The sequence below is a fragment of the Pseudomonas matsuisoli genome, from assembly GCF_014647635.1.
Taxonomy (GTDB): Bacteria; Pseudomonadota; Gammaproteobacteria; order Pseudomonadales; family Pseudomonadaceae; genus Pseudomonas_P; species Pseudomonas_P matsuisoli.
The window spans coordinates 13,708-33,896 of the sequence record NZ_BMPO01000004.1; the positions used below are offsets into that span (position 1 = coordinate 13,708).

General features: G+C 62.1%; 17 protein-coding genes. 11 read left to right on the forward strand and 6 right to left on the reverse strand.

What is annotated here, in order from left to right; translation table 11 throughout:
* The first annotated feature begins 79 nt into the window (after positions 1-79).
* Together IEY47_RS09420 and IEY47_RS09425 are read left to right on the forward strand one after the other, a co-directional pair.
* On the forward strand, positions 80-1,153 hold the full coding sequence (locus tag IEY47_RS09420) for an aminopeptidase (RefSeq protein WP_188982977.1): 1,074 nt from the start codon (positions 80-82) through the stop codon (positions 1,151-1,153).
* 92 nt (positions 1,154-1,245) lie between these two features.
* The gene (locus IEY47_RS09425) at positions 1,246-3,618 is read left to right on the forward strand and encodes an outer membrane protein assembly factor BamB family protein (RefSeq protein WP_188982978.1); all 2,373 of its coding nucleotides are present in this window, start codon (positions 1,246-1,248) and stop codon (positions 3,616-3,618) included.
* A gap of 165 nt (positions 3,619-3,783) precedes the next feature.
* On the opposite strand, the gene IEY47_RS09430 is transcribed toward IEY47_RS09425, so the two are convergent.
* Together IEY47_RS09430 and IEY47_RS09435 are read right to left on the reverse strand one after the other, a co-directional pair.
* Positions 3,784-4,461, reverse strand: coding sequence for an HAD family hydrolase (locus IEY47_RS09430; RefSeq protein WP_188982979.1), 678 nt, complete (start codon positions 4,459-4,461; stop codon positions 3,784-3,786).
* Between the two features lie 175 nt (positions 4,462-4,636).
* Entirely contained in the window at positions 4,637-5,716 is a 1,080-nt protein-coding gene (locus IEY47_RS09435) for a tartrate dehydrogenase (RefSeq protein WP_188982980.1), read from the reverse strand.
* A gap of 85 nt (positions 5,717-5,801) precedes the next feature.
* Between IEY47_RS09435 and IEY47_RS09440 the strand changes: the two genes are divergently transcribed.
* From IEY47_RS09440 to IEY47_RS09460, 5 genes are all read left to right on the forward strand, one after another.
* A complete protein-coding gene (locus IEY47_RS09440; protein ID WP_229779347.1) occupies positions 5,802-6,719 on the forward strand; it encodes a LysR family transcriptional regulator in 918 nt (305 codons plus the stop codon).
* A 386-nt stretch (positions 6,720-7,105) separates the two neighbouring features.
* Positions 7,106-7,813, forward strand: a complete 708-nt coding sequence (locus IEY47_RS09445; protein WP_188982981.1) for an HAD family hydrolase — start codon at positions 7,106-7,108, stop codon at positions 7,811-7,813.
* Positions 7,814-7,896: 83 nt separating this feature from the next.
* Positions 7,897-9,180: an NAD(P)/FAD-dependent oxidoreductase gene (locus IEY47_RS09450; RefSeq protein WP_188982982.1), complete on the forward strand. Its 1,284-nt coding sequence runs from the start codon at positions 7,897-7,899 to the stop codon at positions 9,178-9,180.
* A gap of 50 nt (positions 9,181-9,230) precedes the next feature.
* Complete coding sequence (locus IEY47_RS09455) at positions 9,231-9,947, forward strand: cupin domain-containing protein (protein WP_188982983.1); 717 nt, start codon at positions 9,231-9,233, stop codon at positions 9,945-9,947.
* A gap of 244 nt (positions 9,948-10,191) precedes the next feature.
* A complete protein-coding gene (locus IEY47_RS09460) occupies positions 10,192-11,319 on the forward strand; it encodes an FAD-dependent monooxygenase (RefSeq protein WP_188982984.1) in 1,128 nt (375 codons plus the stop codon).
* 13 nt (positions 11,320-11,332) lie between these two features.
* Here the strand turns inward: IEY47_RS09460 and IEY47_RS09465 are convergent, their stop codons facing one another.
* On the reverse strand, positions 11,333-12,256 hold the full coding sequence (locus IEY47_RS09465) for a 2-hydroxyacid dehydrogenase (protein ID WP_188982985.1): 924 nt from the start codon (positions 12,254-12,256) through the stop codon (positions 11,333-11,335).
* Between the two features lie 226 nt (positions 12,257-12,482).
* Here IEY47_RS09465 and IEY47_RS09470 point away from each other — a divergent pair, with 226 nt between their 5' ends.
* The 4 genes from IEY47_RS09470 (at position 12,483) to IEY47_RS09485 (ending at position 16,608) form a co-directional block, all read left to right on the forward strand.
* A complete protein-coding gene (locus tag IEY47_RS09470) occupies positions 12,483-13,571 on the forward strand; it encodes an ABC transporter ATP-binding protein (RefSeq protein ID WP_188982986.1) in 1,089 nt (362 codons plus the stop codon).
* A gap of 327 nt (positions 13,572-13,898) precedes the next feature.
* Positions 13,899-15,191 (forward strand): 4-aminobutyrate--2-oxoglutarate transaminase, encoded by a 1,293-nt coding sequence (gene gabT / locus IEY47_RS09475; RefSeq protein ID WP_188982987.1) that lies wholly within the window; start codon positions 13,899-13,901, stop codon positions 15,189-15,191.
* Between the two features lie 202 nt (positions 15,192-15,393).
* A complete protein-coding gene (locus tag IEY47_RS09480; protein ID WP_188982988.1) occupies positions 15,394-16,071 on the forward strand; it encodes an HAD family hydrolase in 678 nt (225 codons plus the stop codon).
* A 45-nt stretch (positions 16,072-16,116) separates the two neighbouring features.
* Positions 16,117-16,608, forward strand: coding sequence for an Lrp/AsnC family transcriptional regulator (locus IEY47_RS09485; RefSeq protein WP_188982989.1), 492 nt, complete (start codon positions 16,117-16,119; stop codon positions 16,606-16,608).
* A 140-nt stretch (positions 16,609-16,748) separates the two neighbouring features.
* Here IEY47_RS09485 and IEY47_RS09490 read toward each other — a convergent pair whose 3' ends face one another.
* The 3 genes from IEY47_RS09490 to IEY47_RS09500 form a co-directional block, all read right to left on the reverse strand.
* Positions 16,749-18,209 carry an NAD-dependent succinate-semialdehyde dehydrogenase gene (locus IEY47_RS09490; protein ID WP_188982990.1) on the reverse strand — a complete coding sequence of 487 codons (1,461 nt, stop codon included), beginning with the start codon at positions 18,207-18,209 and terminating at the stop codon, positions 16,749-16,751.
* Between the two features lie 255 nt (positions 18,210-18,464).
* Complete coding sequence (locus IEY47_RS09495; protein ID WP_188982991.1) at positions 18,465-19,259, reverse strand: ABC transporter permease; 795 nt, start codon at positions 19,257-19,259, stop codon at positions 18,465-18,467.
* On the reverse strand, positions 19,259-20,188 hold the full coding sequence (locus tag IEY47_RS09500; RefSeq protein ID WP_188982992.1) for an ABC transporter permease: 930 nt from the start codon (positions 20,186-20,188) through the stop codon (positions 19,259-19,261). Before IEY47_RS09500 ends, IEY47_RS09495 begins: the two co-directional genes overlap by 1 nt.
* Between the last annotated feature and the right edge of the window lies 1 nt (position 20,189).

The window sequence follows — 20,189 nt, forward strand, 5'->3', positions numbered from 1 at the left end:
CGGCTAGGGTCTGTCGGCCCTCGCTTCGAGGAATGGCTGCCCGCGGGGATAGCAAATGCCACCGGCTTTAGAGCACGACATGCCACGATCAAACGCTGGGCTACTCGACCACGGATACCGCCTGTGGGTTCCCCTGCTCATCTGCTTATGCCTGGCAGGGTGCTCCACAGCGGGCTACTACAGCCAATTGGCGCATGGGCATCTGGCCCTGATGGCCAAGCGCGAGCCCATCTCACAGGTGATGTCCGCGCCTGAGACGTCACCTGCACTGCGGGCAAAGCTGGCGCTGTCGCAACAAGCGCGTACCTTCGCCAGCGATACCCTGGCCTTGCCGGACAACAGCAGTTATCGCGTCTACACGGACCTCGGCCGACCGTACGTGGTGTGGAATCTGTTCGCGACCGAGGAATTTTCCTTGGAGCCTGTGACGCACTGCTTTCCTATCGCAGGCTGCGTGGCTTACCGGGGCTTTTACGACCCCAATCGTGCGCGCGGCGCGGCGGCACTGCTCAAACTTGACGGCAAGGATACGTACATCGCCGGTATCGAGGCGTACTCCACCCTCGGCTGGTTCGATGATCCGTTACTGAGCAGCATGCTCCACTGGAGCGACGACCGACTCAGCGCGCTGATCTTCCACGAACTCGCGCATCAACGTCTCTACGTGCCGAACGACACCGCGTTCAATGAATCCTTTGCCACCTTCGTCGAGCGCGAAGGCCTGCGCCAATGGCGTGTGTTTCGCGGTCTGCCAGCCGAGCCCGACACGATGGTCGATCAACGTGAGCGCTTCACCAGGCTGGTCTTGGATTTACGCACGCATCTCCAGCGTTTGTACGAGGAGCCGTTAGAGGCGCCAACCTTGCGTGATCGCAAACGGGCCGCGTTCGACCGTTTTCGCCGCGAGTACCGTGCCCTACGCGATCGGGAATGGCCGAACGACCATCGCTATGACCGGTGGGTGGAAGGGCCACTGAACAACGCCAGCCTGTTGCCCTTTGGTTTGTACGACCAATGGGTACCCGCCTTCGCCGCGCTCTTCGAGCGCGCGGGCCGTGACTGGCACCGGTTCTACGAAGCCGTCGCCGAACTGGGCAAACAGCCCGCGGTGGATCGCCAAAGCACCCTCGAACAGCTCACTGAAAGCCAGTAAATAGTGGTCCAGTAAGCAATATTTTCTGATCCGGCGAACCCGGCGCCTGCTTTACTCTCGAAGGTCTGTCACAGGAAACGTGAGCAACCCGCATGCCTCGCCCTTCACGTCGGTCGCCGCCATGGATATTGGCCACCCTCGTCCTTCTATTTGGCCTTGCCTTTACCGCAGGTGGCGCCTGGCTCGCCTGGCTCGGAGGCAGTTGGTATTACGTTATCGCGGGCATCGCCTTGCTCGCCACGGCTGTTGCGCTGTACCAGCGGCGGCGCATTGCACTCGCGCTATATGGCGGATTCTGGCTGGGGACGCTGGCCTGGTCCGTGTGGGAAGTTGGCCTGGACACCTGGCCGCTGGAAGCACGCTTGCTGTTGCCGACGTTTCTCGGCCTCTACCTGTTCATGCCGCATGTCATCGCCCGCCTCGGTCCGCGTCGGAAGGTATCACCCGTGGGCTACGTACTCTGCCCGCTTGCCGCCGTGCTAGTCGTGCTTGGCCTGATGTTCGTGCGCTGGCAGCCGTTTCCACAATCGCTGCCCACCCCTCGCCTGAATGTGGACATGAGCACCCTGGGCGATCCCGCTGACTGGCCCCGGCATGACCGTAATGAACGTGGCGAACGTTGGTCGCCGCTGACCCAGGTCGATCAGAACAATGTGACCCTACTGCAAGAGGCATGGCGCTTCCGCAGCGTCGACCTTCCGCGTCCGGGCGAGAATGCAGATCAGCGCGGTTTCAGTTTTGACTCGACACCCATCAAGGTCGGCAACAGCCTGTACTTCTGTACCCCGCACCGCCAGGTCATTTCGGTGGATGCCGTCACCGGCCAGGAACGCTGGCGTTTCGATCCAGGCCCGGAAAGCTGGGGAGATAGCCCACTCAGTTGCCGCGGCGTGGCGTATTACGAAACCGAACGCCCCCGTACCAGCTGTCCCCAGCGCATTTTTTCAACCACGGGCGACGGGCGCCTTGTCGCGCTGGATGCGGGTACTGGGCAACCTTGCCAGGGCTTCGGCGAACGCGGATTCGTAGCACTCAACGACTTCTCGCGCGAACACGCCCGGGATCTAACCTTCCAGTCCTCGGTACCGTTCGTAGCGGGAGATCGCGTTGTGATCGGCGGCTGGGGCTACGCAGGCCGTGCCGCCAATGCTCGCTCAGGCGCCGTTCGAGCGTTCGATGCCCTTACCGGGCGCGTCCAATGGGCATGGGATGTCAGCCGGTCCAGCCCGTCTCCGGCGCCAGCGGAACAGCCGTCGCCTACCGGCTCGCCACCCGCGACGGGCCTCTATACCGCCGATCTTGCGCGGGGCCTGCTCTATCTCCCGATCGGAAACGCGGTGCCCGCCTTTTACGGCGGCAAGCGCGCGCCTGCCGAAGAGCGTTACGCCAGTTCGCTGGTCGCATTGGATATCGCGTCCGGCGAGCCGCGTTGGCATTTCCAGACGCTACGGCATGACCTGTGGAGCCTGGGCGTCGCGGTCGGTCCAACGTTGATCGACGTGCCCGCCGGCGACGGCAAGACCACGCCGGCGCTTCTGCAAACGACCAAGCGTGGCGAGCTGTTCCTGCTCAACCGAGAGAACGGTGAGCCCTTATCCCAGGTCGTGGAGCGACCCGCGCCGCCTGCGGGCCTGCCTGAAGATCCGACCGCGGCGACCCAGCCGTACTCGCCCGATTTGCCGAGCCTCGCGCCGCCAGTGACGGTAGAAGAAGATGCTTGGGGCGTGACGCCGTTCGATCAGCTGCTGTGCCGTATCGACTATCGACGCATGCGCTACGTCGGTATGTTCACGCCGCCGCAACCGGGTCGCAAGACGCTGTACAGCCCGGGGACAGAAGGTGTTTTCGGCTGGCAAGGCGGCGCCTACGATCCCGAACGCGGCTTGTTCTACAGCACGCTACGGTACATGCCGTACACCGTCGAATTGCTTAAGCGCGAGGAGGCAGAGGCCGCAGGTATCCTGCCGGTATGGGACGGTACTGGAGAGATGCCCAAGCCACGTTCCCGTCATGCTCACCTGCAATACGGGACGCCCTACGTGGCGTGGGTCAAACCCTGGCTCGGCCTGTTTGGAGCCCCCTGCAAGGCACCGCCGTGGGGCCAGCTCCTATCACTGGACCTCACGGAAAACCGCATCGCTTGGCGCCATAACATCGGCTCGGCCCGTGAGTACGACGTTTTTGGCTATCCGATCAGCTTGCCGCTGCGGTTCGATCCGTTCGATGTCGGCGGCACCTTGCTGACCCGTGCAGGCCTCCTATTCGTGGGTTCCCGGGACGACAATGCGCTACGCGCCTTCGCCGCCGGTAGCGGCCGGCAACTATGGAAAACGCGGCTACCCGCTGGCGCGCGTGCAGCACCGATGACCTACATCGGTAACGACGGCCGCCAATACATCGTCGTGGCCGGTTCCGGCTTGGGCGAGGGCGGCGGCGACTATCTGATTGCCTATGCCCTGCCCTGAAGAGATCAGGCAGAGGCCAGGTGACTCAGGTATGAACGGCGGGTGATCGTAGGGTGGATTAGCCATGCAATGGCTTAATCCACCGGTCACTGCAAAGCTGTATCCGTCCCATAGTCCTGCGGTAAACGGTGGAAGCCCTGCGGGATTCCACCCTACGCACCGCTGCTACGCAGATGCTTCGCTCGCCAACGCCTCGGCCCGCTCGAAGGCCTGACGCAATTCGGCCAGCGTGCGGAAGTGGTACGTCGGGTTCTCAGCGAGCAGCTCGGTCTCGCTGCCGAAGCCGTAGCCGACCGCAGCCACATCCAACCCATTGCGCAACCCGCCGATTACATCGTGCTTGCGGTCGCCGATCATCAGCGTTTCCGCCGGATTCAAGCCCTGCTCGGTAAGCAGATGTGCGATCAGCTCGACTTTGTCGGTCCGGGTACCGTCGAGCTCACTGCCGTAGATCAGGGTGAAGTGGTGATCGAACGCAAAGTGCCGCGCAATTTCCTTGGCGAACACCGTTGGCTTGGAAGTCGCCACGAACAACGTCCGCCCCTGCTCCCGCAGCAGATCGAGCAGGTCGATAATGCCTTCGAACAGCAGGTTCTCGTAGAGCCCGGTCACCTTGAAGCGCTCCCGATAATGCTCCACGGCCTGCCAGGCCGTCTGCTCGTCGAACCCGTAGAACTGCATGAAGGCTTGCTTCAACGGCGGACCGATGAAGGGCTCAAGCTTGGTCAAATCCGGTTCATCGATATCCAGCTGCGCCAGCGCATATTGAATAGAACGGGTAATGCCCTCGCGCGGGTCGGTCAGGGTGCCGTCCAGATCGAAAAGGATGTTCTGGTAATGCATAGGGGGGAATCCGGGCGGGAAAGGCGCCATTCTTCCAGAGATGGCGCCGGAGGGCGATGCTGCCTCGCGCCAGAGGACCTGGCAGATGTGTATGTCTGGAGACCGCACGCGGCTAAAGCGGATGGCCGCGCTCACCGTCCTCAGTGATAGCGCCGTTCGCGACCCCTACGCTCGATCAAAGCGCCTCAGCGATCGCCTTGCCAAGGCTCTCGGTATTGCCCTGGCCGCCTAGATCGCGCGTCAGCGGCGCGTTTTCTGGTCCCTTTGCCAACACAGCTTCAATGGCCGCCAACACGGCATCGCCCGCATCCTTGTGTCCTAAGTGCTCCAGCATCATCGCGCCACACCAGATCTGCCCGATGGGATTGGCGATGCCTTTCCCGGCGATGTCCGGTGCCGAGCCATGCACGGGCTCGAACAGGCTGGGAAAGGTGCGCTCCGGGTTGATATTGGCCGACGGCGCGACACCGATCGTGCCAGTACAGGCCGGGCCCAGGTCGGAGAGGATGTCGCCGAACAGGTTGCTCGCCACCACGACATCGAACCAATCCGGATGCAGAACGAAGTTCGCCGTCAGAATATCGATGTGGTACTTGTCGACCTTCACGTCCGGGTAGGCCTTGCCCATCTCGGCGACCCGACCGTCCCAGTACGGCATGGTGATGGCGATTCCGTTGGATTTGGTGGCCGAGGTCAGGTGCTTCTTCGGTCGGCTCTGCGCCAGGTCATAGGCGAACTTGAGAATGCGATCGACACCCACGCGGGTCATCACCGTTTCCTGGATCACCACTTCACGCTCGGTGCCAGGGAACATGGTGCCGCCGACGCTGGAATACTCGCCCTCGGTGTTTTCGCGTACGACCCAGAAGTCGATGTCGCCGGGTTCGCGTCCAGCCAAGGGGGCCTTGACGCCCGGAAGCAGGCGGCAAGGCCGCAGGTTCACGTACTGATCGAACTCTCGGCGGAACTGCAGCAGCGACTCCCACAGGGAGATATGGTCGGGCACCACGTCCGGCCAGCCGACGGCGCCGAAGTAGATGGCGTCATACTGCTTCAAGGTGGCGAACCAATCGTCCGGCATCATCTTGCCGTGTTTGACGTAATAGCCGGCGCTGGCGAAATCGAACCAGTCCCATTGCAGTTCGATGCCGAATTTCTTCGCGGCCACATCCATTACCCGGATGCCTTCGGGCATCACTTCCTTGCCAATGCCGTCTCCGGGGATGACAGCGATCTTGTAACGCGACGTAGCCATGGGTGGCTCCCTTTCTTGTTGGAGGATGCGGATCAGTGTATTCACTCATCTCACATGCACAATTCGCCTCTGAGGAAATCCATTCTTGAAACAAGGTAAAGAATCCATCACTTCGACGGATGATCTCGCCTTTTTCCAACGCGTTGCCAGCGGCGGCAGCCTGACGGCGGTAGCGCGTGAATTGGGCCTATCACTGGCGGCGGTCAGTAAACGCCTTACGGTTCTGGAGCAGCGCCTGGGCGTGCAACTCGTGCGGCGCACTACGCGGCGCCTGGACCTGACACCGGAAGGCCAGCTCTACCTGGAAGGCGCGCGCCCCATCCTCCGCCAGCTCGAAGAGCTGGAGAGCGCCGTTGCCCAGCGCCAACCCATTCTGCGCGGACGATTGCAGATCAACGCCTCCTTCGGCTTCGGCCGGCGCCATATCGCCCCCCTGCTCTCGGCGTTCGCCGCCGCGCATCCGCATCTGGAGCTTTCGCTGCAATTGTCCGCGCAACCAGTAAGCCTGCAGGATGCGAGCGTCGACATTGACCTGCGCTTTGGCGAGCCGCCGGACTCTCGGCTGGTCGCACACCGTCTGCTGGATAACCCTCGCGTACTCTGCGCCTCGCCGGCGTATCTCGAGCGCGCCGGAACACCGACGGATGTGGCGCAGCTCGCCCAGCACAACTGCATAGTCCTGCGTCAGTACGAAAGCGATTACGCCGTATGGCGCTTCAGCCAGGACGGTAAAGAGTTCAGTCAGAAGGTTTCAGGCACGCTATCGAGCAATGATGGTGAAGTCGCAATGCGGCTGGCGCTGGACGGCCATGGGTTGATTCTGCGATCGCGCTGGGACGTACAGAAGCATGTGCAGTCCGGTGAACTCATCGCCCTCCTGACCGACTACGAGGCACCGAGGGCCGATCTTTATGCTGTCTACCAACACCGCCGCCATGTACCACCACGTTTCTTGGCGTTCATTCGCCATCTTGCCGCCGGTCTGTCGGAGCGACTGGGATAACGATGTAAGTGCTGTCGCCGTCCCTCTGTAGGGACAGTGAAACCCGCGACTTTCAAGGCATAACCACGCGGGCTTCACCCGCCCTGTGACGTCGTCAACATACTTGGGCCTAACGTACCTAGCGCAATCGTTCCGCGGACGTCGGCGACTAAAGCGGATCGCCGCCCGGTCGCCCCTACAGGGCAGCGGCTTTCTGTAGGGGCGACTTCAGTCGCGTGCGCTTGTTGCTGCATGAAGGTCGATAACCCACCAAACATTACTGCTGGCGAATCCGCCAAAACGGTAGGTTATGTTTCATCGCCAACACAAAACGGAACATCCAGCGAGAGTGCCGCGCGGATACTGGGGCCATCCGAACACACCGTAAGCCAAGGAGCTTCCGTCCCATGTCCTTTCGCCCGTTCAAAGCCATGTCGTTCGACGTCGTCGGCACGCTCATCGATTTCGAAGCCGGTATCCTCAACCACGTGCGTGCGGTCAGCGGCGAGGCTGGCAAGGCGCATAGCGACGATGACATCCTCAAGGCCTACCGTTACGCCCGCGCCAAGGAAGGTTCGATCTGGTTCCCGGATGACCTGGAGCGCTGCTATCACCTAATGGCCGCCGAGCTGGGCTTGCCGGACAGCGAAGAGAACGCCAAGGGTCTCGCGCAATCGGTAAAGGATTGGCCGGCATTTCCCGACTCCATCGAAGCCCTCAAGCGCCTGCGCAAGCACTACAAACTGGTGGCGATGACCAACGGCCAGCGTTGGGCGCTAGACTACATGGCGAGGACGCTGGATAACCCGTTCGACTACGAATTCACCATCGACGACTCGCGCTACGAGAAGCCGGACCCGCAGTACTTCGCGTTCGTGCGTGGCGCCCTATCGACCCACGGCATTCTCTTCGAAGACATCATCCATACCGCGCAGAGCCAGTACCACGACATTGGCGTCGCCATGCGTCTGGGCTACACCACCTGCTGGATCGAGCGTCGCTTCGACAAGAAGGGCACGGGTGGCACTCTCGAATCCGATCGCACCGAGCCGACTTACCACTACACCTCGCTCGCGCAACTGGCGGACGCGGTCGAGGCCGAACTCGGCAACTGATCGCCCATAAGCTACTGCCGCCTCGTGCGACCACACCGCAGGGTCGCCGGGGCGGAGCCGATTTCATTTTCGCAGATGCCCCGATGACCCCTGACTCTCTCTGGAACGCGACCGCGATACCTACGCCGACCCTCCCTCCGTTGCAAGGCGATCAGCACTGCGATGTGGCCATCGTCGGGGGCGGCTTTACCGGCATGGCGGCCGCGCACCGATTGGTAAAGGCCGGTCAGGAGCCGATCGTGCTAGAGGCCAACAGCATCGCCTGGGGCGCCAGTGGCCGTAACGGTGGCGTGGTATCCCCCAAGTTTCGCGTCAGCTTCGCGGGGATGATGGCCAAGCACGGTCGCGAGGCGGCCCTGCACATGTACAAGCTGGGTTATACGGCGATCGACGCGCTGGCAGAAAACATCGATACCCTCGGACTGCACGAAGCCCAGCTAACGCTCGGGGGGCATATCGCAGCCGCTCACACCGAGCATGCGCTACAGGGTCTGCAAAGCACGGCGGACTGGATTCGCCGAGAAACCGGCGGCACCTCATCCGTGGTCATCTCACGTGACCAGGTCCGCGAACTGACCGGCTCAGCGCTTTACTACGGTGGTCTCCTGACACCGAAGGCCGGTGGCATCCATCCGCTCAACTACGCCCGCGGGCTTGCGCGCACATTGATGGAGCGCAACGTCAAACTGTACGTGAACAGCCCCGTGCTGACGGTGCAGCCCGAGCAAGGCCGTTTCCGCCTACGTACGCACACCGGTAGCGTGCTGGCCAAGCGAGTGATCTACGCCACCAACGGCCATTCCGACCAAACACACCTCACCGATTCCCTGCACCGTCGGCTCATTCCCTTTCGTAGCGCGATCATCGCGACCGAACCGCTGGCGCCGGACGTACTTGCCCGGATCATGCCCGGCGGCCAGGTCTGCGGCGATACCAAGCGCATGCTGCGCTGGTTCCGCGTGGTCGGTGATCGACTGATCTTCGGCGGCCGCGGCGCCTTCGGCAAAGCCGATTCCGAATCCGCATTCCGCGACCTGCAGCGCAGCATGGGCACGGTGTTCCCCCTGCTCGCCGAGACTCGAATCGACTATCGCTGGTCCGGCCTGGTCGCCATGACCCTCGACTACCTGCCCCACGCCGGCCAATTGAGCGATGGGCAGCTCTATGCCATCGGCTATAACGGCGGCGGCGTTGCCCTGTCGACCTACCTCGGCCAGCAAGTCGCGGCGATGAGCCTCGGCGAGAAAGCGGATGTCGGGCTGATGGTGGCCCAAGGATTCAACCCCATTCCGCTGCATGCGTTCCGGGCACCCGGCGTACGCGTCGCCGCGGGCTGGCAACAGTTCCTCGATGTGATCGGCCGCTGACCAGCACTCGGCGGCCCTTCCATCGCTCATTCTTTGGACACTTCTCGACGATGCTCCCAATTCTGCATTTTTCCCGCCCCGCTTCCGACCGCCAGTTGCCTGCCACGCTGCCGTTTTCGCTGCGGCACGACCCGTTGCCCGCCGGCCGCCAGTTTCATTTGCATGACCTGCAACGCGGATACGCCGTCGGCACGGCCCGCAGCGTCACCGCCAACCACCGAATCGAGGCGTTTCCCTGGGTCGAACTTAGCCTCGTCGAAGCCGGCACCCTGCACGTCGAAGGCGACGATTTTGCCTTGAGCGCGGGTCCCGGAGAGGTCCTGATCGTGCCTCGCGGATCGAACGTACGTTGGCGTCACGACGGCGAGCTGCGCCGCATCTTCATGGTCTTCAACGGCCAGGCGGCAGAACGGCCGATGCCCGCGCAGCCCGTGAAGATAGACCCTGCCGCGACGCTGGAGCCCTGCAATCCCCCGGCAGCTTCCGTATTGCTGACCGACACGCCAACCGCCCATAGCAACACCCAGTTCAAAAGCGGCGGTTGCCTGCGTATCGGCCTCTGGGAGTGCACGCCGTATGCGCGCAAACAGGTAGAGCCGGATTACACCGAACTGATGGTGTTCTACGAGGGTGCGGTCGGTTTCGACACACCAACCGGTGGGCGCTTCGATGTCGCGGCGGGCGAGGCAATCCTGATTCCCGCCGGCGCCACCAATGCCTGGCGCAACGACGTGACCGTCAAGAAGCTGTTCTGCATTCTTTCTTGAGCGCGCCCTAGCCGCTCAGCGGCGCCCCTCTCGCACTCATTCGCGCCGACGACGGCATTTCTCGTCGTGGGTGCCATCCCAGCCTCCTCGACAGTATTCGCGCTTCAGGTTGGAACCGTTTCGCTCCTTCGCGCAACTCACTGCACGTCCCATTTGTGGGCTGTCTTTATCAGGCGTTGAAGGCTTGCCGCCTCCTACCCTTCAGCTCAATGGCCAGCATTCTTCCTTCGGAAAAGGGCATCCAATGTCATTGCATCACGACGTCGTTATCAGCGGTGCGGGTATTGCAGGCCTGGCTGGCCTGCGAGAGATGCTCAGGCAAGGCATCAACGCTGTAGCCCTGGAACAACGGACTTGCGCGGCAGACGCCGGCTTGGCGATTAACCTGCCAGGCAATGCCATCGCTTCGCTGCACGCACTGGGTCTTGCGGAGGCGCTGGAAGCGCGTGGCCGACCGGTTCGGCGTCGCGAGTACCGCACCGACCAGGGCCGCCTGCTGTTCGCGGTGGATGAAGCAGCGTTCTGGGGCGAAACACTGACGCCGCGATGCCTGCGCCGTGGCGATCTCATGATGATGCTGGCCGCGGGTGTGCCTGAAGAACGTATCCGACGTGGCATTCGGGTCACTGGAGTCCAGACGCAAGACGCTGAAGTACAGGTCACGACGTCGTTACCGGACAGCCTCTCGACCCGCTTGCTCGTCGGCGCAGATGGCGTGAACTCGACGGTCCGACAACACTGCTTCGACCATGAAGTACCGACCGCAGCACGCTTGTCCTCAGCGAGTTGGCGGTTCATGGTGTCGAATCCCGGCGTGGACTGCTGGACGGTCTGGGCCGGCGCCAAGGCGATGGTGCATCTTCTCCCGGTAGACAATGATCAGGTCTACGGATGGGCAGCGGCGCTCGGCAGCGATCGAGACACTCGAGACGCGACAATCCTGGGCGAACTTAAGCGACGCTTTCCCGCTCCAGTGGTTTCGGCCGTGAACCAGGCGCTCGCGCAGCCGCAGACACTCCACTATTCACCCTTGGAAGAAGTGCGGCTCTCACGCTGGGGCCGGCCCGGCGTTCTGTTGATAGGTGATGCCGCGCACGCGACTGCGCCGGTCTGGGCTCAAGGCGCGGCGCTTGCCTTGGAAGACGTCATCGTATTGAGCAGGCTGCTAGGATCGCGTGAGAACTGGACCGATGTCCCCGCCGAATATGAGCAGCGGCGACGCGCGCGGGTCGATCACGTACAAACGATGACCGACCGGATGTCCCGCGCAGCCCGATTGCCGACCGCGGTGCGAAACCTCCTGATGCCTTTCCTTGGCCCGCGCAGTTATGGCGCGACGTACGAACCCCTGAAGCGCAGCGTTGACGCTTAGGTTCGTACAGAACCTAATACCCGCGTTGCCGATCCACCGCATTGAGCAAGGGACTTCCGGCCTCGGCGCGGCGAATGTTCTCGGCCACCGCTGCCGCCCCGCCTTCGATCTGCACGGTACTGGCGATGTGGGGCGTCACGACGATGCGCGGATGCGTCCAGAACGGATGATCTACTGCAGGCGGCTCCTCTTCGAAGACATCCACAATCGCCCCGCGCAGTTGACCGCTGGCTAGCGCGGTCAACATATCGGCCTCGATCAGGTGCCCTCCGCGGCCCGTATTGATCAGCCCTGCGCCATGCGGCAGCGCGGCAAACAACCGCGCATCGAGCAGGCCGCGCGTCTCCGGCGTCAGCGGCAGCAGGTTGATCAGAATGTCGCACTGCCCCAGGAATGCCTCGAGCCCTTCGCTACCGGCGTAAGTCGTCACGCCCTCGATTTCCCGCGGCGAGCGATTCCAGCCAAAGCGCTCGAAACCGAACGGGCGCAACGCCTCGATGACCGCAAGCCCCAGCTGACCAAGTCCCATGACACCGACACGCCGCCGGCCGGCGGAAACAATAGGTTGCGGCGCCCAACGCGCTACGCGCTGGTCTTCACGGTAGGCCAGCATGTCACGATGCAAATTCATCACCGCCCACACCACGTATTCGTTCATGCTCGCGGAGATCGACGTATCGACCATCCGGACCAAGCTGGCTTGCGGCGGCAACCGCGAAAGATCGAACTGGTCTACGCCAGCCCCTACCGAAAACAGGATGCGCAGGTTAGGAAAGTCGGCCAGATCCGCCGGGGATTCCCAGGCGATGATGTACTCGATCTCACGCGCGTCACCGATGTCGGGCCACTGACGAAATTCGAGGCTAGGATGCTCGACCGCGAGGCAGCGTTGCCATGCACTCGCGCGTTCTGGGGATGCCTTGTAAAGCAGTGCCATGGGACGTCCAATCGGTTGCAGATCATGGGTCGCTCCATGATGGTCGGTCACCGAAGAATATTCTGTTCGTTGCCGGGCCCAGAAAAGCATGAAGCACTGCCAGACGAGGCCGAAAAGAGCATCTCCAGCGAGACCGGCTATGGTCAGATGGACGAATCGTGAATCGTGGCGAGCCCTACGCCGCACCACAACCGTTCGATCGGCGCTCGATGCCGCAGGAGGAACCATGCAAGGCTTCAATGAAGGCTTCGAGTCCGTCACCGTGGACAAGGTCTGCAAGCACTACGGCAGTCTCAAGGCGCTGGACAACGTCGACCTGAAGGTCGAGGCCGGAGAATTCATGTCGCTGCTTGGCCCGTCCGGCTCGGGCAAGACCACACTGCTCAGCATCCTCGGCGGCTTCAACCGCGTGAGCTCCGGCAAGATCCTTTTCGGCGAGCGAGACGTGACCCTGATGCCGCCGCACAAGCGCGACATCGGCGTGGTGTTCCAGAACTACGCCCTGTTCCCGCACATGACGGTACTGGAGAACGTTGCGTTCCCGCTCAAGGCCCGCGGCGAAAAGGCGGCCAGCGCTCGCGAACGTTCGCTGCGCGCGTTGGCGACGGTGGAACTGAAGGGCTATGAAGATCGCGACATATCCGCGCTTTCTGGCGGACAACGCCAGCGTGTCGCGCTGGCCCGGGCGATCGTCTTCGAGCCCAAGTTGATCCTCATGGACGAACCCCTGTCGGCGCTGGACAAGCAATTGCGCGACATCATGCAGATCGAACTGCGCGCCCTGCACAAGCGTCTCGGCGCCACCATGGTTTACGTCACTCACGACCAGCGTGAAGCATTGACCATGAGCGACCGCATTGCGGTGATGAAGGGTGGCAAGCTCGTCCAAGTAGATACGCCACGTCGGCTGCACGACTACCCCAACGACGACTTCGTCGCGAGCTTCATCGGTGAAAGCACCCTCGTCCCACTCAAGCGCGGCTCCAGCGATGCCCTGATGCTTGGTACCACCGCCTTACGAACGAACCGCCCGGTGCCGGTTGGCAGCGATCTCTTCCTGGCGGTCCAGGCGGAAAAGCTGCTGCTCGACACCGATGCTGCCGGCGCCGAGTGGAACCGCTTGAATGGCAAGGTCTCCGACATCGTCTTCCAAGGCGAAAGCCTGAAGATCTTCGTTGAGCTGGAAGGGGGTCAGCAGATCAGCTTCCGCCAATCCAGCCATCATGAAGGCAACCTGCGCCTGCCTCAGGTCGGTGCGCCCCTATCGCTGCGCCTGCATCCGGAAGACACCATCGTGGTGCCCAAGGCAGCTTGACTTCTTGGTTTATGAAGAGCCAGCCGCTGCTTGTCATCCAAATCTGACTGAATAGCTCTTCAACTGTGGGAGCGGGCCATGCCCGCGATTAGCGGCTGTCTGGTTCAACATCGCGGGCATGGCCCGCTCCCACAACTTCAGAAGCCACCCGCGCGGCGTTTCGCCTACGCGTAACGCCACGAAATACCCGCAGCGAAATATGCTGCGGCACCTCCGCAAAACAACCGATCTCAACTTACTGAACGGCAACTTCAGCGTTAGCCACCCTGCCGGCTGCGTACGCTCTCCCTAACGCCCCTGCCGTCCTGGCACCTGATGGAGACCGAAATGACTTCTGCTGGCAACCACAACGACACCCTCCTGGCCTTTCGTGAACAACATGTGCCGCGCGGCATCCTGACGGCCCACCCGGTGGTGGCCGCTCGCGCGCAGGGCACGGAATTGTGGGATGTCGACGGCAAGCGCTATCTGGATTTCGTCGGTGGGATCGGCGTACTCAACACCGGCCATAACCATCCAAAGGTGGTCGAGGCGGTACGTCGCCAAGTAGGCGAAATCTCCCACGCCAGCTTTCAGGTCGTCGCCTACAACAGCTATCTGCAGGTCTGCGCACGGCTGAACAAACTGATCGGTGGCGATGAGCACTACAAGAGCGTGCTCTTCACCTCCGGCGCCGAAGCCGTCGAAAACGCCATCAAGATCGCCCGCAGCTACACGAACCGCCCGGGTGTGATCTCGTTCCGCGGTGGCTTCCATGGCCGCACCCTGCTGGGCGTCACGCTCACCGGGTTCGGCACCCCGTACAAACAAAATTTCGGCCCCTTCCCTTCGGACATCTTCCACGCGCCCTACCCCAATGCGTTCCGTGGCGTGACGACCGAAAAGGCCCTGCAGGGGCTGGAAGAAGTCTTCGCCACCGACATCGCACCTGATCGCGTCGCCGCCATCATCATCGAGCCGGTCCAGGGCGACGGCGGCTTTCTCCCGGCACCGGTGGAATTCATGCAAGCGCTGCGCGCGCTCTGCACACGCCATGGCATCGTGCTTATCTGCGACGAAATCCAGGTGGGTTTCGGGCGTACCGGCACACTGTTCGGCTTCCAGCATTCCGGCATCCAGCCGGACCTCGTCACGACCGCCAAGAGCCTGGCGGGCGGTCTACCGCTGTCCGGCGTCGTCGGGCGGGCGGAGATCATGGATGCACCCACACCTGGCGGTCTCGGTGGCACCTACGGCGGTAACGCCGTCGCCTGTGCTGCGGCCCTCGCGGTGTTGGACCTGTTCGAGGAAGAAGACCTGCTCGGCCAGGGCGAACGCCTGGCGACGCAGCTTCGCAGCGGCCTTCTCGATCTGCAGAAAAGCCACCCCCGGATTGGCGAAGTCCGCGGCCTCGGTTTCATGCTGGCGATCGAGATCGTCGCCGACGACGAGGCAAAAACGCCCGATGCGACGCTCGCACAGAAGATCATCGATGAAGCCCGCGCAGCCGGCCTGCTGGTCATCAAGTGCGGCGTCCACCGAAACGTCATCCGCTTCCTCGCACCCCTGACCACCACCGACGCGCAATTGGCCGAAGCCTTGCAGGCGTTGAAGACCGCCTTGGTGAAGGCCGGCGCGTGACACCCGACTGGGGCGGACGGTAACGCTTGTGCAAGCGCCGCCCCATTCATCGGCCCAAAACGATGCAGGAAACGGTGGTGCGCCTCGCACCCCCAGCGCTGGCACGGGCCGTTATCGGCATGGAACACGACGCGCAGATCTCGCTCGGGCACACCGTTCGGACGGATCTACAACAGAGCGTGAAGGCACGAGGAAGACTTCGATGAGGATCACGCAGTACAAGGCGCTTGGCTTCTCCTGCTACGGCACGCTGATGGATCGCGAAGGGGGAGTACTGGAAGGTCTGCGCCCCTTGTTGGCGCACACGCAACCGAAATGGCTGATGGCCGCCTATGTGCGGACCCTCGGTGAGCTGCGGACGCAGGCGCCTTCCTCCGGCCAAAAAGCGCTGCATGCGCAAACCTACCTGCGTCTGGCGCAGGACTTGCAGCAACCCGAAGACTGGGATGCCGGGCTCGCTTTTGGTAACAACGCAGGACGTTGGCCGATCTTCGAAGACGCCCCAGGCGCCCTGATGTACCTGAGCAAGTTCTACCGCCTGGTATTGCTTCCACCGGCGGACATGGACGACGCCACCGTGCTGACCGAACGCCTGCCCGTGACCTTCGACGCCATCGTCGACCACCGGGCAGAAGATCCTCACAGTGCGCTGGACAAGGCTTTGAAAACGCTGGACCTGGATCGCTCCGATTTACTGCCCGTGCGCAGCCCGGCAACGGACGATCCCTGGCAAGGCGTGGTGGACTTCCCGGTCTGCACGTTGCGACGTCGTCACGGCTTGCCGTGGCAGAAAGCGGCGCAGGCCATCGATGTAAAACGGTGCGAATACGCAAGCCTCGCCGATCTGGTTCATGCACACCAGATCGCGTTACGGGCGTAACGCACCAACCTCTGACGAGATATTTTTGGGTGTGAGGGATTTTCGATGGACGCAGGCATGAAGCTGGACCGGATCGACATCAACATTCTGGTGCAACTACAGAAAGACGGTCGCATGACCAACGTCGCCCTCGCCGAGGCGGTCGGCCTGTCACCCAGCCCCTGCCTGCAACGCGTCAAACGACTGGAGTCGGCCGGCTTCATCAGCGGTTACGAAGCGCATGTCGACCTTTCCAAGCTGGCGAACACCGTCACCGTATTCACCGAAATCACTCTGTCCGACCATAAGCGTGGCGACTTCGTGAAGTTCGAGTCGTACATCCGCAACGTCGACGAGGTGCTGGAATGCCACCTCATCAGCGGTGGCTACGACTATCTGGTGCGTTTCATCACCAGCAGCATCCAGCACTACCAGGAGCTGATGGAAGCGATCCTCGACAAGAACATCGGCATCGAGAAGTACTTCAGCTACATCGTCATCAAGTCGCCAGTGATCAAGAACGCCATGCCGCTGCGGAGTTTGATCAAGGCGGGATGAGGCCGATGGGGTTAAATGTTTCCGCACATTGTAGGGGCGACTTTAGTCGCCAAGGCGGCTAAAGCGGATCGCCGCCCGGCCGCCCCTACAGGTAGCGTTGGCCGCCTGACCTACCCTACGCGTACATTTCATCGTACAGATCAATCCAACCCACCGATATGCCACGCCTTGATCTCAAGGAATTCGTCCAGACCGTACTTCGAGCCCTCACGGCCAATACCGGATTGCTTGATGCCGCCAAAGGGCGCGACGTCCATCGAGATCACGCCGGTGTTGAGCCCGACCATGCCGAACTCCAGCGCCTCGCCCACACGCCATGAACGGCGCATGTCTTGCGTGAAGTAGTAAGCCCCCAGACCGAACGGCGTGGCGTTGGCCAGCTCGATGGCTTCCTCTTCCGTAGAGAAGCGGAACAACGGTGCGACCGGGCCAAAGGTCTCTTCGCCCGCCAGGCGCATGTCAGGCGTAGCGTCCGTGAGAATGGTCGGCTGGGTGTAGAGGTCGTCGCCGGATGGTGCACCACCTAGCAACACCTTAGCGCCTTTCTCCAAGGCATCACCGATATGCGCGGCGACCTTATCGACCGCAGCCCGGTTGATCAGCGGCCCAAGCGTGACGCCTTCTTCCAGGCCATTGCCGACCTTGAGCGTGGCGACTTCCGCAGCCAGCCGCTCAGCGAAGCGATCGTAGATGCCGTCCTGCACGAGAATGCGGTTGGCGCACACACAGGTCTGCCCGGCATTGCGGAATTTGCTCTGCATCACGCCCGCGATGGCGAGGTCCAGATCAGCGTCATCAAACACGATGAAGGGTGCGTTTCCGCCCAGCTCCAGGCTCAGGCGCTTGATGTTGTCGGCGCACTGGCTCATCAGCAATTTGCCGACATTGGTGGAACCGGTGAAGGTGAGTTTACGCACCAAGGGGTTACCGGTGAGCTGGCTGCCGATGCCCGCAGGCAGGCCGGTGACGACTTGGATCGTGCCTTTTGGAAAGCCCGCGCGCTCAGCCAATACTGCCAGCGCCAAGGCCGAGAACGGCGTCATTTCGGAAGGTTTGACGACCACCGTGCAGCCTGCTGCCAGCGCAGGCGCGCATTTGCGAGTGATCATCGCCGCCGGGAAGTTCCATGGCGTGATGGCGGCGGCGACGCCAACTGGCTGCTTCAAGGTGATGATGCGGCGATCCGCTGTCGGCGCGGGAATGGTGTCGCCGTAGATGCGCCGGGCTTCCTCCGCAAACCACTTGATGAAGGTCGCCGCGTAGGCAATCTCGCCACGGGACTCAGCCAGCGGCTTGCCCTGCTCGGCGGTCATGATCTGGGCCAGGTCGTCCTGGTTCTCCAACATCAGCTGGTGCCACTTTTCCAGAAGCTTGGCGCGTTCCGCCGGCGTGACCTTGCGCCAGCTCTTCCAGGCCTGGTCGGCGGATTCGATGGCGCGGCGTGTTTCTTCAGCCTCCAGCGCCGGAATGCGACCGACTTCGCTGCCGTCGGCAGGATTGATCACGGGCAGCGTGGCGCCGTTGTCGGCAGCGATCCATTCACCACCGACATAAGCACGGTCGACCAGCAGGGACGGGTCTTTCAATCGGGTTCTGAGCATGGTGGATTCTTCGTGGGGGTCGATGGAAAAAGTCTAAAAAAATGCCGCGAAGGCGAGGTGCCGAATCGCGGCTGAAGATGGAAAGAGATGCCGTATTTCAGGATGTGACGGCAGGGTGTGCGGTCCGTTTTTGTAGGAGCCAGCCGGGCTGCGATCAGCTTGCTGGCGATCCGATCTAACCGACGATGTACCGTTGCCTGATTGAACGCGATCGCCAGCACGCTGGCTCCTACAAAGAGCGTGTTCTGGCGTAGATCACGCCTGCTTATTCCCTCCGCGCCCGGCGATCATCACCATGAGCAACGTAATCGCCACGAGCATCGTGCTGATGGCGGCGATGGTCGGGTCGATCTCGTCACGCAGTGCGGTGAACATCCGCTTGGTGATGGTTTCGTTGCTACCGCCTGAGATGAACAGCGCCACGACGGTTTCATCCAGCGAGGTGATGAAGGCGAACAAGGCCGCTGACACCACGCTCGGCTTGATCTGCGGCAGGGTTACCGCCATGAACGCTCGGAAGCGGTTCATGCCCAGGCTGCGGGCGACCATTTCCTGGGTCATGTCGAAGTTACGCAAGCCCGCCAGCACCGCGATGATGACGTAGGGCAACGCCAGCATGATGTGGGCGAAGACCAGCCCAAGCAGCGTGCTGATCATGCCAACCCGCGCATAGACGAAGAACACGCCCGCCGCGATGAGGATGATCGGCACCATCATCGGCAACAGCAGCACCAACTGCAGGGTGCGCATGATTTTCAGCGTCGAATTGTTGATCGCATAGGCCGCTGCGATGCCGATGGGTAGGCTGATTACGGTAGTGGCGACCGCCACGATGAAGCTCACCTTGGTTGCCGACATCCATTCGATGCTGCTGAAGAACGCCTCGTACCAACGCAGTGAATAGGCCTTCGGCGGGAATTGCAGGAACCGCGCCTCGGAGAAGGACATCGGGATGACGATCAGCACCGGGATCACCAGGTACGCGAGGATCAGCGCGACCAATGCGGCGAACAGGATGCGCGACGGCTTGAGGCTTCGCAGGACGTTCATCAGCGCACCCCCAGCACACGTTCGATGGGTATCACTTTGTTCACCGCCCAGAAGATCAGGAACACCACCGCCAGCAGCACCAGGCCAACCGCACTCGCCGCGCCCCAGGCGTGGTAGAGCTCGACGTTACGTTGCACCAGCATGGACACCAGCACGGTGCGCCCGCCGCCCAGCAGCTCCGGCGTGATGAAGAAGCCGAGGCAGATGACGAAGACGAGAATCGAACCTGCCATCACGCCCGGTGCCGCCATCGGCAGGAACACGCGGCGGAAGGTGTAGAACGGTTTCGCCCCTAGGCTATCCGACGCCAGCAGGAGGTCGTTGGGAATCTTCTTCATCACCGAATACAGCGGCAGAACCATGAACGGCAGCATCACGTGCAGCGTGCCGATCACGGTGCCGGTGGCGTTATGCACCAACTCCAGCGGCCGGCTGATGATGCCGAGGTCGATCAAGGTCTGATTCACCACGCCGCGCCGTTGCAGCAGCACCAGCCAGGCGTAGGAACGCACCAGCACGCTGGTCCAGAACGGCAGGATCACACAGAGCAGGATCAGGCTCGATATGAGGCCGCTGGTGCGCGCGGCCGCGTAGGCGATAGGAAAGCCAAGCAGAATGGACAGGACCGTGACGATCAGGCTGATCTGCAAGGTCGTGCCGAAGGTATCCCAGTAGATGGCTTCGGTGAAAATTCGCGTGTAGTTGGCGAGGGAGAATCCGTCCTCACCTTGGATCGACTGTAGCCCAAGCCAGAACATGGGCAGCAGCAGGAGTACGGCGACCATCAGGAGCGCGGGTGTCAGCAGGAGCACCATGGTCAGGTGCTCCTTACGCTCTTCACGCTGGACATCGGGGCTGGTGAACAGCCCCTTGTCCTGCATCTGCGGTTGGCGCCCAGGCATGGCCTGGACCGTTGACGATTCGGACATG

Coding starts and splice junctions, on each gene's coding strand:
- IEY47_RS09420 (WP_188982977.1), top strand. CDS start 80: ATGCCACGATCAAACGCTGGGCTACTCGACCACGGATACCGCCTGTGG.
- IEY47_RS09425 (WP_188982978.1), top strand. CDS start 1,246: ATGCCTCGCCCTTCACGTCGGTCGCCGCCATGGATATTGGCCACCCTC.
- IEY47_RS09430 (WP_188982979.1), bottom strand. CDS start 4,461: ATGCATTACCAGAACATCCTTTTCGATCTGGACGGCACCCTGACCGAC.
- IEY47_RS09435 (WP_188982980.1), bottom strand. CDS start 5,716: ATGGCTACGTCGCGTTACAAGATCGCTGTCATCCCCGGAGACGGCATT.
- IEY47_RS09445 (WP_188982981.1), top strand. CDS start 7,106: ATGTCCTTTCGCCCGTTCAAAGCCATGTCGTTCGACGTCGTCGGCACG.
- IEY47_RS09450 (WP_188982982.1), top strand. CDS start 7,897: ATGACCCCTGACTCTCTCTGGAACGCGACCGCGATACCTACGCCGACC.
- IEY47_RS09455 (WP_188982983.1), top strand. CDS start 9,231: ATGCTCCCAATTCTGCATTTTTCCCGCCCCGCTTCCGACCGCCAGTTG.
- IEY47_RS09460 (WP_188982984.1), top strand. CDS start 10,192: ATGTCATTGCATCACGACGTCGTTATCAGCGGTGCGGGTATTGCAGGC.
- IEY47_RS09465 (WP_188982985.1), bottom strand. CDS start 12,256: ATGGCACTGCTTTACAAGGCATCCCCAGAACGCGCGAGTGCATGGCAA.
- IEY47_RS09470 (WP_188982986.1), top strand. CDS start 12,483: ATGCAAGGCTTCAATGAAGGCTTCGAGTCCGTCACCGTGGACAAGGTC.
- gabT (WP_188982987.1), top strand. CDS start 13,899: ATGACTTCTGCTGGCAACCACAACGACACCCTCCTGGCCTTTCGTGAA.
- IEY47_RS09480 (WP_188982988.1), top strand. CDS start 15,394: ATGAGGATCACGCAGTACAAGGCGCTTGGCTTCTCCTGCTACGGCACG.
- IEY47_RS09485 (WP_188982989.1), top strand. CDS start 16,117: ATGGACGCAGGCATGAAGCTGGACCGGATCGACATCAACATTCTGGTG.
- IEY47_RS09490 (WP_188982990.1), bottom strand. CDS start 18,209: ATGCTCAGAACCCGATTGAAAGACCCGTCCCTGCTGGTCGACCGTGCT.
- IEY47_RS09495 (WP_188982991.1), bottom strand. CDS start 19,259: ATGAACGTCCTGCGAAGCCTCAAGCCGTCGCGCATCCTGTTCGCCGCA.
- IEY47_RS09500 (WP_188982992.1), bottom strand. CDS start 20,188: ATGTCCGAATCGTCAACGGTCCAGGCCATGCCTGGGCGCCAACCGCAG.